13 protein-coding genes are annotated in these 12,512 nt (G+C 73.0%); 7 read left to right on the top strand and 6 right to left on the bottom strand.

The window, feature by feature from the left end; genetic code table 11:
- Window positions 1–64: 64 nt before the first annotated feature.
- Window positions 65–1,330, top strand: a complete 1,266-nt coding sequence (locus FK219_RS08240) for an isochorismate synthase (RefSeq protein ID WP_328821651.1) — start codon at window positions 65–67, stop codon at window positions 1,328–1,330.
- Window positions 1,331–1,412: 82 nt separating this feature from the next.
- Here FK219_RS08240 and FK219_RS08245 read toward each other — a convergent pair whose 3' ends face one another.
- From FK219_RS08245 to FK219_RS08255, 3 genes are read right to left on the bottom strand one after another with little or no spacing between them, the layout of a single operon-like run.
- Complete coding sequence (locus tag FK219_RS08245) at window positions 1,413–2,237, bottom strand: PPK2 family polyphosphate kinase (protein ID WP_152583632.1); 825 nt, start codon at window positions 2,235–2,237, stop codon at window positions 1,413–1,415.
- A 37-nt stretch (window positions 2,238–2,274) separates the two neighbouring features.
- A complete protein-coding gene (menD, locus tag FK219_RS08250) occupies window positions 2,275–4,002 on the bottom strand; it encodes a 2-succinyl-5-enolpyruvyl-6-hydroxy-3-cyclohexene-1-carboxylic-acid synthase (RefSeq protein ID WP_152583633.1) in 1,728 nt (575 codons plus the stop codon).
- Complete coding sequence (locus FK219_RS08255) at window positions 3,974–4,330, bottom strand: PLDc N-terminal domain-containing protein (protein WP_152583634.1); 357 nt, start codon at window positions 4,328–4,330, stop codon at window positions 3,974–3,976. The genes menD and FK219_RS08255 overlap by 29 nt, the downstream gene beginning before the upstream one ends.
- Window positions 4,331–4,417: 87 nt before the next feature.
- Between FK219_RS08255 and FK219_RS08260 the strand changes: the two genes are divergently transcribed.
- The 5 genes from FK219_RS08260 to FK219_RS08280 all read left to right on the top strand — a co-directional run bounded on the left by FK219_RS08260 (window position 4,418) and on the right by FK219_RS08280 (window position 8,057).
- Window positions 4,418–4,669, top strand: coding sequence for a DUF4229 domain-containing protein (locus tag FK219_RS08260; protein ID WP_152583635.1), 252 nt, complete (start codon window positions 4,418–4,420; stop codon window positions 4,667–4,669).
- Between the two features lie 93 nt (window positions 4,670–4,762).
- The gene (locus FK219_RS08265; protein ID WP_152583636.1) at window positions 4,763–5,287 is read left to right on the top strand and encodes a thioredoxin family protein; all 525 of its coding nucleotides are present in this window, start codon (window positions 4,763–4,765) and stop codon (window positions 5,285–5,287) included.
- 9 nt (window positions 5,288–5,296) lie between these two features.
- The gene (locus FK219_RS08270) at window positions 5,297–6,040 is read left to right on the top strand and encodes a cytochrome c biogenesis CcdA family protein (protein ID WP_152583637.1); all 744 of its coding nucleotides are present in this window, start codon (window positions 5,297–5,299) and stop codon (window positions 6,038–6,040) included.
- Between the two features lie 23 nt (window positions 6,041–6,063).
- Window positions 6,064–6,915 carry a response regulator transcription factor gene (locus FK219_RS08275; protein ID WP_152583638.1) on the top strand — a complete coding sequence of 284 codons (852 nt, stop codon included), beginning with the start codon at window positions 6,064–6,066 and terminating at the stop codon, window positions 6,913–6,915.
- A complete protein-coding gene (locus FK219_RS08280; RefSeq protein WP_152583639.1) occupies window positions 6,912–8,057 on the top strand; it encodes a sensor histidine kinase in 1,146 nt (381 codons plus the stop codon). Before FK219_RS08275 ends, FK219_RS08280 begins: the two co-directional genes overlap by 4 nt.
- Window positions 8,058–8,126: 69 nt before the next feature.
- On the opposite strand, the gene FK219_RS08285 is transcribed toward FK219_RS08280, so the two are convergent.
- The 3 genes from FK219_RS08285 to FK219_RS08295 all read right to left on the bottom strand — a co-directional run bounded on the left by FK219_RS08285 (window position 8,127) and on the right by FK219_RS08295 (window position 11,370).
- Entirely contained in the window at window positions 8,127–9,122 is a 996-nt protein-coding gene (locus tag FK219_RS08285) for a 1,4-dihydroxy-2-naphthoate polyprenyltransferase (RefSeq protein WP_328821652.1), read from the bottom strand.
- Between the two features lie 55 nt (window positions 9,123–9,177).
- Complete coding sequence (locus FK219_RS08290; protein ID WP_152583641.1) at window positions 9,178–10,308, bottom strand: AMP-binding protein; 1,131 nt, start codon at window positions 10,306–10,308, stop codon at window positions 9,178–9,180.
- A gap of 147 nt (window positions 10,309–10,455) precedes the next feature.
- The gene (locus tag FK219_RS08295; RefSeq protein ID WP_152583642.1) at window positions 10,456–11,370 is read right to left on the bottom strand and encodes a 1,4-dihydroxy-2-naphthoyl-CoA synthase; all 915 of its coding nucleotides are present in this window, start codon (window positions 11,368–11,370) and stop codon (window positions 10,456–10,458) included.
- Window positions 11,371–11,490: 120 nt separating this feature from the next.
- Here FK219_RS08295 and FK219_RS08300 point away from each other — a divergent pair, with 120 nt between their 5' ends.
- Window positions 11,491–12,489, top strand: coding sequence for an o-succinylbenzoate synthase (locus FK219_RS08300; protein ID WP_152583643.1), 999 nt, complete (start codon window positions 11,491–11,493; stop codon window positions 12,487–12,489).
- Window positions 12,490–12,512: the final 23 nt, after the last annotated feature.

Raw genomic sequence — 12,512 nt, forward strand, 5'->3', positions numbered from 1 at the left:
GAGGCGCCTGGGCAGGCGTCGAGTGCGCGACAGCGGCGCAGGACGCGCAGAGTACGCTCGATCCGTGCCCTCCCCCGCTGCGCCCGCGGCGCATCCTGCCGCCGACGTGCTGCGAGTCGTCACCGAGACCGTGCCCGACCCCGGGCCGCTCCTGCCCTACGCAGAACCGGGCACTCCCCTTGTCGCCCTGCGCCGCGGCGACGGCATCGTGGGCGTGGGAGAGACGCTGCGACTCGAATACCGGGGCCCCGACAGGATCGCCGAGGCCGCCGCTCAGTGGCGTTCGGTGAGCGATCTCGCTCACGTCGACGACCCGGTGCGCCGCCCCGGCAGCGGGCTCGTCGCGTTCGGCACCTTCGCCTTCGCCGACGACTCCGGTGCCACAAGCACACTCATCGTGCCCGAGCTCATCATCGGCCGCCACGAGGGGGTCTCCTGGGTCACGCGCCTGAGCGTCGAGCAGGGTGGCCTCGAGCCCGTCTCCACACCGCTGCCGCGCCCGATCGGCGAGCGCCCGCGCGCCACACTCGCCGCCTCGAGCCTCAGCCGCGACGCCTTCATGGGCGTCGTCTCCGAGGCCCTCACCCGCATCCGCGGCGGAGAGCTCGAGAAGGTCGTCATCGCCCGGGATGCGACCGCCCGCATTCCTGCCGACAGTGACCGTCGCGCGCTCGTCGACGAGCTCGCCCAGGCCTACCCGGACTGCCTCACCTTCGCGGTCGACGGCCTCGTCGGCGCGAGCCCGGAGACGCTCGTCAACGTGCACGCGCGCGAGGCGAGCGCGCGCGTTCTCGCCGGCAGCACCGCGCGGGGAGCCAACGCCGCTGACGACGCCGCGGCCGCCGCGACGCTCGCCACGAGCACGAAAGACCTCGACGAGCACGCCTTCGCCGTGCAGAGCGTGCTGCAGTCGCTGCGCCCGCACGCCCGCGCCGTCACCGCGAGCGAACTGCCCTTCACCCTCAAGCTGCCCAACCTCTGGCACCTCGCCACCGACGTCGCCATCGAGCTCGGCGAGCAGTCCAGTGCGCTCGACCTCGTCGCCGCGCTGCACCCCACGGCCGCCGTCGCGGGATCGCCGACCGCGGACGCCCTCGCCCTCATCGCCGCGCTCGAGCCCTTCGATCGCGGCCGCTACGCGGCGCCCGTCGGCTGGATCGACCAGGACGGCGACGGCGAGTGGGTCATCGCGCTGCGCTGCGCCACCGTCGACGCCGACGGGCTGCTCACGGCGCATGCCGGGGCTGGCATCGTCGCCGACTCCGACCCCGAGGCCGAGCTCGCCGAGACCCGCATGAAGTTCCGGCCGATTGCGGACGCCCTCCGATAGAGGGCGTCCAAAAGGACACAGGCAGTTCGTGTCGGCCGGCGTGGCGGCCGACAGTCTGCGGTAGCGGCAGCCGCAGCGCTGGCTACGAGTCGGCGAGGCGCTGCTTCTCGAGCTCGACGTCGAAGTCGGCACTCGGCCACTGCGGGTCGAGGTCGCGCAGTGCTGACAGGAGCAGCGACTGCACCGCGAGCCGGGCGTACCACTTGCGGTCGGCGGGCACAATGAACCAGGGCGCGTGGTCGGCATCCGTGCGCTCGATGGCGAGCTCGTAGGCGCGCTCGTACTCGGCCCAGAGCATCCGCTCATCGATGTCGCCTGGGTTGTACTTCCAGTGCTTGTCGGGGCGGTCCAGCCGCTCGGCGAGGCGCTCCTTCTGCTCGTCCTTCGAGATGTGCAGCATGACCTTCACGATGCTCGTGCCGCTGTCGGCGACGCGACGCTCGAACGCGGCGATGTCGTCGTAGCGCTGCTCGATCTCGTCGGCGGGGGCGAGCTCGCGCACCCGCCCGATGAGCACGTCCTCGTAGTGCGAGCGGTCGAAGACGCCGATCTTGCCGACGGCGGGCAGCTGCTTCTCGACCCGCCACAGGAAGTGGTGGCTGAGCTCCTCCTCGGTGGGGCGCTTGAAGGCCGCGAGCTGCACGCCCTGCGGGTCGACGGAGCCGATGACGTGGCGCACGATGCCGCCCTTGCCCGCCGTGTCCATGGCCTGGATGACGAGCAGTACGCGGCGCGTCTCGCCGGCGGTGCTTGCCGCGTGCAGCCGTTCCTGCAGGGAGCTCAGCTCGTCGACACCATCGGCGAGCGCCCGTTCACCGTCAGCCTTGTCGCCGTCGAAGCCGGGGGTGGAGCGCGTGTCGATGTCGTGCAGTCGTACGTCGGCGGGTGCCCGCAGCAGCTCGTCCATGACCCGAGGCTACCCGGCAGCGCGGTGAGCGCGTGGGTCAGTCGCTCGACGTGGCCTCGGTCAGAGTCGGCTCGTTGAGAGGCACCTCGACGAGGAGGCGGGGCTCGGGCGCGGTGAGCGCGTCGTCGAGCTCGGCGCGCGTCGTCACCCGTCGGTACGCCCAGCCGCCGGCCGCCGCGAGTGCGGCGAGGTCGACCTCCTGCGGCGTGCGCATGACCTGCTCGAAGTCGTCGGCGGGCGCGGTCGCGGCCACCTCGAGATCGTCGAAGATCGTGCCGCCGCCGTCGTTGCCGACGATGACGTGCAGCCGCAGGTCGTCGGGCAGGGGGGCGAGCAGCGCACCGGCGTCGTGGAGGAGGGCCAGGTCGCCGAGGAGCACGCGCGTCGTACCGGGCGTCGCGGTGGTCTCCGCATCGGCAGCGCCGAGCGCCATGCCCGTCGCCGTCGATACCGTGCCGTCGATGCCGGCGAGACCGCGGTTGGCGTGCACGGGGATCGCCTTGCCGGGCACGATCGCGTCGGCGACGCGGATGAGCCGGGAGGCCGCCAGAACGAGTCGATCGTGCGGCCAGGTGGCAGCCCACACGGCGCGCACGAGCATCCGCCGGTCGACGGGGGCGCGCAGCACGGCGAGCTCGGCGGAGGCGAAGGCGGCGCGCACGCCGCGGTCGCTCGAGACGGCGAGCGAGAGCTCGGGCGCGGGGTCGCCGGGCTCCTGCGACTCGAGAACGGCGCGCGACATGCTCACCCAGCCGCCGACCCAGCGCCGCACGACGGTGCGATCGGGGGTGCCCTGCACGCGCACGTCGTCCACGATGCGCGCGCGACGGCCGGGGTTGTACGCCTCGACGCCGGGCGTGCGCACGACGATCGTCTCGACGTCGTCGCGCTCGAGCAGGGCGGGCACCTCGCGGCTGAGAGTCGGGTGCCCGAACACGATCGCCCGGCCGACGGCCTCGCCGTGCGGCCCGCGCAGCACGTCGCGGTAGGCGACGACGAGGTGGCGGCCGAAGCGGGCGCCGCTCGACACCTCCGCGATGAGCGGAGCGCCGAGATCGACCGCGAGCTGCTCGGCGGCCGGCCCGGCGCCGTGGCCCGCGATGACGACGGTCGCGTCGTCGGGCACGAGGTCGAGCGTCTGCCGGGGGGCAGCGGGCGCATCATCCAGTGCGGGTGCGGCATCGATCGGGTCCGGAACATGGATGCTCCCGCTCAACGGTTCGCGATACGCGAGGTTGAGGTGCACGGGGCCCTCGGCACTCGCCCTGACCGCGAGGGCGGCGAGGGTGCGAGCATCCTCACGCTCACCGGGCGCGCCCGTCGGGGCGGGCACATCCCAGTCAGCGCGCACGAGCTCGCCGAAGATGCCCGGCTGCACCGTCGTCTGGTTGCTGCCGATGCCGCGCAGCTCAGCAGGGCGGTCGGCCGTGAGCACGATGAGCGGAACACCCGAGTGGTGCGCTTCGAGCACGGCGGGGTGCAGGTTGGCGACAGCCGTGCCCGACGTGCACACGATCGCGACGGGCCGACCGGTCTGCACGGCGAGACCCAGTGCGGTGAAGCCCGCAACGCGCTCGTCGATGCGCACCGTGACGCGAAGGTGCCCGGCACGCGCGAAGGCCGCCGCCGCGAGGGCGAGGGCCTGCGAACGCGAGCCGGGGCTCAGCACGACGTCGGCGACCCCGTGCGCCACGAGACCCTCGAGCAGGGCCGCCGCGGACGCCGAGGCCGGCGACTCAGCGCTCAGCGGGCGGAGGGTTGTCATCGTCGAGGTCGGCGAGCTCCTGCTCGAGGCGGCGCAGACGCTCGTCCTGCTCGGCACGGCGCGCGACCTCGTCGCGGCCGAGCGTGCCGAGGAACGCCGGGTCGTCGTCGGGAGCGACCGTGCGGCTCATGCGGCCGGGGCCTCGGCGGGCCTTGCCGACGATGAGCCACAGGATGCCGCCGAGCACGGGGAGCACGACCACGAGCACGGCCCAGGCCGCCTTCGGCATGGCCCGGATGCGCCGACGGTCGGTGAGCAGGACGTCGACGAGCGTATAGATCGTGAAGGCGACGGCGACCACCACGAGCACGACGATGACTCTGGCCATGCCCCTACTGTAATCATGTGCTCTGGGCGGCGCCCGAGAGCGGGCCGTGCGCAGCCTGCACCCTGGTCGCGCTCGTAGAATGGGCGCATGAGCCCGTGGATCGCCTACAGCCTGGTGCGGTTCGGACTGTTCGGCGGCGTCCTCGCCCTCCTCCTGCTCGCGCAGCTGCAGTGGTGGTGGGCCGCGATCATCGCGACGATCATCGCCTTCACCGTCTCCTACATCTTCTTCCCCGGCCTGCGGCACGCGGTCGCCGCCGACCTCGCTGCCCGTCGAACGCGTGAGACGCCGGAGGATCCCGACGCCGACGCCGAGGATTCCGCGCTCGAGAACCGCTGACCGGCAGCCGCTGCAGGGGACGTGCCTCGCTCGGTAAGGGTTTCGTAAGCTCGCACGCTGTCGGCGCGACCGGGCGCCGCCTAGATTCTCCTCATGACCTCTCCCGCGCCCCTTCTGCGACTGGCTACCCTCGCGACCGCCCTGGCCCTCGTGGTCGCCGGTTGCACCCCGGTGGGCGACCCCGCGGTCGAGCCCTCGGCCGAAGTCTCGACCGCGCCCGGCTCGAGCGAGTCGATGGACGACGACATAGACGACGAGATGGACGACGACGCGACGGATGCTGGGGCCGGCTCGAGCGGGGACGCCGCGCAGGCGGGCGCGTACGTCGAGTACCGCGACGGCATCATCGCGGAGACCGCCGGCACGAAGGCGCTGTTCTTCCATGCGCCGTGGTGCCCGCAGTGTCGTGCGCTCGAGGAGAGCATCCTCTCGGGGGAGATTCCCGACGACCTGACGATCATCAAGGTCGACTTCGACACCGCGACGAGCCTGCGCCAGCAGTACGGCGTGACCATCCAGACGACGATCGTGTTCGTCGACGACGACGGTGCCGCCCTCGCCTCCGAGGTTCTGTACTCCGACACGACGCTCGACGCCCTCGTGGCGGCGGCGCCCTAGGCTCGCGGCGTGGAAGGGCTCGCTCTCGTCAGCCTCGCCGCTGGCGTCCTCACCGTCGCGGCGCCGTGCGTGCTGCCGCTGCTGCCGATCATCATCGGCGGCTCGATCGTCGCCGACGACGCCGGCTCGACCCGGGCACGAGTGCGCCCCTACGTCATCGCGGGCTCCCTCGCGGTGAGCGTCATCGCCTTCACCCTGCTGCTCAAGGCGACGACGGCGCTGCTCGGCATCCCGACGCAGGTGTGGCAGGTCATCTCGGGCGTCATCGTCATCCTGCTCGGCATCAACCTGCTCGCGCCGAGCCTGTGGGAGCGATTCTCGACGCGCCTCGGCCTCGGTGATCGCAGCAACCGCGCGCTCGACGGCTCGGTGCAGCGGCAGAGCATCGGCGGCGACATCCTCACCGGGGCCGCACTCGGCCCGGTGTTCTCGAGCTGCAGCCCCACCTACGCGCTCATCGTCGCGACCGTGCTGCCCGTCTCGTTCGCCGAGGGGGTGCTCTACGTGAGCCTCTATGCGGTCGGTCTCGCGATTCCGCTGCTGCTCATCTCGCTCGCCGGCCGGGGGGCCGCGCGCCGGCTGGGGTGGCTCGCCGACCCGCGCGGCTGGTTCCGCCGCACGATGGGCGTGCTGTTCATCATCGTGGGTGTCGTCGTCATCGTCGGGGCCGACAAGGCTCTGCAGACGCTCATCCTCGACCTCGGCTGGTACAACCCCATCGCCGATCTCGAAGGGGTGCTGCGCGGTGGGTGACCGTGGCGCCTGAGGCAGGGGGGATGGCGGAGCCGGGGGGCTCCGCAGGCGGGGTCGCGTCATCGGGTCGCGACCCCGCCTCATCGGCGCTCAGCCGCCCGCTCGATGGTCGAGCCGTGCTCGTCGTCGACGACGACCCGACGCTGCTCGAGATCGCCGCGACCTACTTGAGCGCGGCGGGCGCGACGGTGGCGACAGCGCCCGATTCGGTGCGCGCGCTGCGCTCGGCGGAGGAGTCGGAGCCCGACCTCGTCGTGCTCGACCGCATGATCCCGGGCGTGGACGGGCTCGAGGTGGCGCGTCGGCTGCGCGAGCGCTCGACCGTGCCGATCATCATGCTCACCGCCCTCGGCGAGGCCGAGCACCGCATCGAGGGCCTCGAGGCCGGGGTCGACGACTATCTCGCGAAGCCGTTCTCGCCGCGCGAGCTCGTGCTGCGCGCCGAGGCGCTGCTGCGCCGCTCGACCGCGAACCGAGAGGTGGACGGCGACGTGACCCTGGGGCGCTTGCACCTCGACGCCGCCGCCCGCACGATCAGTCTCGACGGCGCACCGCTCGCTCTCACCGCGCGCGAGCACGACCTGCTCGCGCACCTCGTGCGCCGCCCCGGCCGCACGCTGCGTCGCGACGAGTTGCTCGGCGAGGTGTGGGGCTGGACGATCGGCGACGTGTCGACCATCACGGTGCACGTACGGCGCCTGCGCGAGAAGGTCGAGCAGGACCCTTCGCACCCGCGCATCATCACGACCGTGTGGGGGGTCGGCTACCGCCTCGATCCGGCCGGCCTCGATCCCGCTGGCCTCGATTCCGCGGGCCACGACCCTGCCGACCCTGACCCCGCCCCGACCGACGCCGAGGGGGCTGAGTCGCCATGACGATCGCCGACTACGCGCAGGTGCTGGGCTTCGCGGCGGGCAGCGCCCTCGTCGCGGGGCTTCTTGCGGCGATCGTGCTGCGGCTCGCGCGCCGGGCGCCCCTGGTCGTGCACGTCATCGTCATCGTCGCAGCAGCGGTCGGCGCCGTTGCGGGCGGCATCGCCCTCACCGCGGGCGGCATGTACATCAACGACGCCGACACGATGGTGGCTCTCTCGGTGACCGCGGCGAGCGGCGTCGTCTCCCTGGCGATGGCGCTCCTGCTGACGCTGGCGCTCTCGAGGGATGCCCGGGGCCTCGGCCGCGATGCCCGCCGACTGGGGGCGGGCGACACCGTCGAGCCGGCTCGCCGCGTGACCGCGGAGCTCGACGCCGTGCAGGGCGAGCTCGCCGAGTCGAGCGACCGGCTGGCGGCGGCGCGCGCCGCGTCGGAGCGGGCGGAGGCGGCCCGGCGCGACCTCGTCGCCCGCATCGCGCACGACCTGCTCGCGCCGCTCGCGAGCATCCGCGCGATCGCCGAGACCCTCGAGGACGGCCTCTCGACCGAGCCGGAGCGGCACGCCCACCAGCTCGGCTCGCACGTGACGCGCCTGCACGCCCTCATCGGCGACCTCTTCGAGCTCTCGCGCATCGACGCTGGAACGCTCGCGCTCTCTCCGGAGACGGTGTCTCTCACCGACCTCGCCTCCGACGTCGTCGCCGACTTCGCCCCCCTCGCGGCCCAGCACGATGTGACCCTCGAGCTCGCGGCGACCGACGCGGTCACGGCCGTCGTGGACGCGCAGGCCCTCAGCCGCGCCCTCATCAACGTGGTCGTCAATGCGATCGAGCACTCCCCCGTCGGCGGTGTCGTGACGGTCGCCGTCGACGAGCACGAGGGAGCCGGGCGCGTGCGCGTGCGCGACCGCGGGCCCGGTATCGCCGAGGCCGACCTCCCCCACGTCTTCGACGCCGGATGGCGCGCCGACGCGGCGCGCACCTCCCCCCGCCTGGGCCTCGCCGGCGGCGCCGGACTCGGCCTCGCCATCACCCGCGCGATCCTCGAGGCGCACGGCGGCAGTGCGAGCGCCGCGCGCGGCGAGCCGGGTGCCACGGGTGGTGCCGGCGGTGCCGAGTTCACGCTGCTGCTGCCGCGCCCCTGAGCCCCCTGACCCGAGCCGCCTGACCTGAGCCCCCTGACCCGAGCCGCGCCGCAGTGAACCGCGCCGACCCTAGAACGCGATGGCGGCGGCCAACCCGAGCCCCGTGAGCAGCGCGGCCAGGGAAGTGAGCTTGAGCGCGAGCACGAGCTCCCCCGCCGTGCGCGCGAGCAGCACGATGAGGATGACGGGGGCACTGATGAGGAGTGTGCCGTACACCGCGGGTGCCCACTGGAAGAGCAGTGCGAACGGCACGAGCACGCCGTAGGCACTTGCCAGCAGCACCGAGAAGAGGATGCGGGCCGGCAGGTCGCCGAGTCGCACGGCGAGCGTGCGCTTGGCGACCAGGGCATCCTGCTCGCGGTCGCGGATGTTGTTGACGAGCAGGATCGCCGCGGCGAAGAGCCCCGCGATGGTGCCCGCGAGCCACGCCTCGAGGGGCACCTGCTGGATCTGCACGAACGTCGTGCCGGCCGTAGCGACGATGCCGAAGAACACGAAGGCGACGAGCTCGCCGAGGCCCGCGTAGCCGTACGGGCGCTTGCCCCCCGTGTAGAACCAGGCGGCGACGAGCGCGACCGCCCCGACCGCGAGCAGCCACCAGATGCCGGTCAGGACGACGACGGCGAGGCCCGCCGCCGCACCGAGGCCGAAGAACACGAGCGCGACGGTGAGCACCGTGCGGGGCTTCGCAGCCCCCGAGCCCGTCAGCCGGCTCGGGCCGACCCGGTAGCGGTCGGTGCCGCGCACACCGTCTGAGTAGTCGTTGGCGAAGTTCACCCCGACCTGCAGGAAGACCGCGACGGCGAGGCACAGCAGCGCGATCGCGAGGTTGTAGCCGAGAGTGTTGTAGGCGATCGCCGTGCCGAGGGCGACGGGCGCGACGGCGAGGCTCAGGGTGCGCAGCCGGGCGCCGGCGATCCAGTCGCGCGCCGTCGCGGGACGAACCTTCGCCGGGTTGCCGGACGCCGCACTCGCCTTCGCAGGATTCGTGCGCGCGGGGCTCGTGCGCTTCGAGGGGGCGCGCTTCGCGGACTTCTTCTTCGTCTTCTTCGTCGGGGAGGCCACGGATGCGAGTGTAGCCGCGGGCGCGCGCCGAGCGGCGCCTCGCCGCGGTCGCGGCTCAGTCGACGAGGCGCGCGATCGTGAGCCGGTCGGGCTTGCCGCTCGGGAGCGTCGGCAGAGCATCCAGCACCCGGATGCGGTCGGGGCGCGCCTCGGGGCCCAGGGCGGCACCGACCGCGCGCCGCACTGCCGCGAGGTCGGCAGACTGCGTCGTGACGACGACGGGCACCTCGCCCCACTCCGGGTCGTGGCCGGGCACGACGACCGCGTCGGCGAGACCCGACTGCTCGCGCACAACGCGCTCCACCTCGCCCAGGCGCACCTTCAGACCGCCCGACACGATCGTGTCGTCGAGGCGGCCGAGCACCCGCAGCGTGCCGTCGTCGGCCAGCTCACCGGCGTCGTCGGTGCGGTACCAGCGCTCCCCGTCGTCCTCGATGAAGCAGCTCTCCGTGCGCGCCGGGTCGCCCAGGTAGTACTCGGCGATCGTGGGGCCCCCGAGCTCGACGCGGCCGTCGACGACCCTCACGTGGGTCTGGCCGATGGGCCGGCCGTCGTACACGCAGCCGCCGCTCGTCTCGCTCGAGCCGTAGGTGCGCGTGATGCGCCAGCCGAGCGCCGTCGCCCGCTCGACGAGCGGCGCGGGCGTCGCCTGGCCTCCGACGAGGATGCGCGAGAAACCGGCGAGCGCCTCGCGGAGGGGCGCATCCATCTCGGCGTCGTCGACGAGCCTCGCGAGCTGGGCCGGCACGAGCGCGGTGAAGCGCGTCGGCTGCGACATCTGCTCGATTGCGGCCAGCACGCGCGCGCCGCTCATGCGCCCCGGCGGCACCGGCACGGGCTCGACGTCGGCGGCGAGGGAACGAGCGAGCACGTTGATGCCCGCGATGTACTGCACGGGCAGGGCGAGCAGCCACTGGCCGGGGCCCCCGAGTGCGCTCTGGCTTGCCGCCGCACTCGCGAGCACGGCGTCGGCGCTCAGCGCGACGCGCTTCGGCCGGCCCGTCGTGCCGCTCGTCTCCACGACGACGGCGATGCGCTGCTCGACCTCGAGCGGAGCCGTGTGCACGGGGTTCACGCCCCCGCCGCGGAACAGCACCGCCGGCCCGTCGCCGCTCAGCGCCTCGCGCAGGGCGGCCCGGCACTGCAGCGGGTCAGCGGTATCGACGACGGCGAGCGGACGAGTCACGCGCCCACGCTACCCCGCGCACGCGGCGCTCGCCCACGTGCGCCCAGGTGCGCCAGATCTGGCGCGAATGGGCGCTCACCTCGTGGCCAAGCGCCCATATGCGCCAGATCTGGCACAGGAGAGCGCTGCGCGCTGCGCGCGCAGCAGCTAGTACTGCCAGGGGAAGGGTGCCCAGTCGGGGGCGCGCTTCTCGAGGAAGGCGTCGCGGCCCTCGACGGCCTCGTCGGTGCCGTAGGCGAGCCGCGTGGCCTCGCCCGCGAAGAGCTGCTGGCCGACCATTCCGTCGTCGGTGAGGTTCATGGCGTACTTGAGCATGCGGATGGCCGTCGGGCTCTTCGTGAGGATCGTCTCGGCCCAGTCGAGCGCCTCCGCCTCGAGGGAGGCGTGCGGCACGACGGCGTTGACCGTTCCCATCTCGTAGGCGCGCTGCGCGTCGTACTCGCGCGCGAGGAAGAAGATCTCGCGCGCCACCTTCTGGCCGACCTGCTTCGCGAGGTAGGCGCTGCCGTAGCCGGCGTCGAACGAGCCGACGTCGGCGTCGGTCTGCTTGAAGCGCGCGTGCTCGGCGCTCGCGAGGGTCAGGTCGCACACGACGTGCAGCGAGTGCCCGCCACCTGCCGCCCACCCGGGCACGACAGCGATGACGACCTTCGGCATGAAGCGGATCAACCGCTGCACCTCGAGGATGTGCAGCCTCGACGCCTTGCCAGCGTCGACCGTGTCGGCCGTCTCACCCTCGGCATACTGATACCCGCCGCGCCCGCGGATGCGCTGGTCTCCGCCCGAGCAGAACGCCCAGCCGCCATCCTTGGCGCTCGGCCCGTTGCCGGTGAGCAGCACGACCCCCACGCGAGGGTTCTGGCGCGCGTCGTCGAGAGCGCGGTAGAGCTCGTCGACCGTGTGCGGGCGAAAAGCGTTGCGCACCTCAGGCCGGTCGAGCGCGATGCGCGCCACGCGCCCCGTCGTGTCGAGGTGGTACGTGAGGTCGGTGAGGTCGTCGAAGCCCGGCGCGACCCTCCAGCGGGCGGCGTCGAACAGTTCGGAGACGTGCGGCTCGGCCATGCCGCGAGCCTACCCGCGCACCCGGTTCGCAACTCAGGCAGAGCCCACCGGACGACTGTGTTCACGGGTCACTTCTGCGCGTACAGCCTGAGTTGCGAACAGAAGCGGCAGACTGGGGCGATGGATGCTCTGCCCGAGCTCGACGACGTGCTGAGCCGCTCCCACGTCGTGAGCGTGCCGCTCACCACGCGGTTCCGCGTCGTGCAGCACCGTGAGGCCGTGCTGCTCGACGGCCCGGCGGGGTGGAGCGAGTTCGCGCCCTTCCTCGAATACTCAGATGCCGAGGCCAGCACGTGGCTCGCCGCGGCCCTCGACTTCGGCTGGCGAGAGTCGCGGGCTCCAGCGCTGCGGCAGAGCATCCCGGTCAATGCCACGCTGCCCGCCGTGCCGCTCGATCAGATCGCGGGCGTCCTGAGCCGCTTCGGCGATTGCCGCACCGTGAAGATCAAGGTTGCCGAACCGGGCGAGAGCCTCGCCGACGACGTCGCCCGGGTGCGCGAGACGCGGCGGCTCATCGGCGCTGCCGGGCGCATCCGCCTCGACGCGAACGGCGCGTGGAACCTCGACGAGGCCGAGCACGCCGTGCGCGAGCTCGAGCAGTTCGACCTCGAATACGTCGAGCAGCCGTGCGCGAGCGTGCCCGAACTCGCCGAGCTGCGGCGGCGCATCCACCGCATCGACGTTCTCGTGGCCGCCGACGAGAGCGTGCGCAAGGCCGCTGATCCCCTCGCGGTAGCACGCGCCGAGGCCGCCGACCTGCTCGTCATCAAGGCGGCCCCGCTCGGGGGCGTCGACCGCGCGCTGCGCATCGTCGCCGAGGCCGGGCTGCCCGCGGTGGTCTCGAGCGCCCTCGACACGAGCGTGGGTCACGCGATGGGTGCGGCCCTGGCCGCGCGACTGCCGAGCCTCGAGTTCGACTGCGGGCTCGGCACCGGCGCGCTGCTCGCCGACGACATCGCCAACCCGCGCATCGTGCCCGTGAACGGTGCGATCGGCGTGGGCCGGGCATCCCTCGATGCGGATGCTCTGACTCGCCTTTCCGCGCCCGCCGACCGCACCGCCTGGTGGCGCGAGCGCCTCACGCGCTGCCACGCCGTGCTCGCCACCGCACCTCGCTAGGCAGAAAGTACCTACCCCGCGCG

This window comes from Microcella pacifica (assembly GCF_009371975.2).
Lineage (GTDB): Bacteria > Actinomycetota > Actinomycetes > Actinomycetales > Microbacteriaceae > Microcella > Microcella pacifica.

Coding starts and splice junctions, on each gene's coding strand:
- FK219_RS08245 (WP_152583632.1), bottom strand. CDS start 2,237: ATGGACGAGCTGCTGCGGGCACCCGCCGACGTACGACTGCACGACATC.
- FK219_RS08255 (WP_152583634.1), bottom strand. CDS start 4,330: ATGGCCAGAGTCATCGTCGTGCTCGTGGTGGTCGCCGTCGCCTTCACG.
- FK219_RS08295 (WP_152583642.1), bottom strand. CDS start 11,370: ATGGCCGAGCCGCACGTCTCCGAACTGTTCGACGCCGCCCGCTGGAGG.
- FK219_RS08275 (WP_152583638.1), top strand. CDS start 6,064: ATGGCGGAGCCGGGGGGCTCCGCAGGCGGGGTCGCGTCATCGGGTCGC.
- FK219_RS08265 (WP_152583636.1), top strand. CDS start 4,763: ATGACCTCTCCCGCGCCCCTTCTGCGACTGGCTACCCTCGCGACCGCC.
- FK219_RS08260 (WP_152583635.1), top strand. CDS start 4,418: ATGAGCCCGTGGATCGCCTACAGCCTGGTGCGGTTCGGACTGTTCGGC.
- FK219_RS08300 (WP_152583643.1), top strand. CDS start 11,491: ATGGATGCTCTGCCCGAGCTCGACGACGTGCTGAGCCGCTCCCACGTC.
- FK219_RS08280 (WP_152583639.1), top strand. CDS start 6,912: ATGACGATCGCCGACTACGCGCAGGTGCTGGGCTTCGCGGCGGGCAGC.
- menD (WP_152583633.1), bottom strand. CDS start 4,002: ATGACAACCCTCCGCCCGCTGAGCGCTGAGTCGCCGGCCTCGGCGTCC.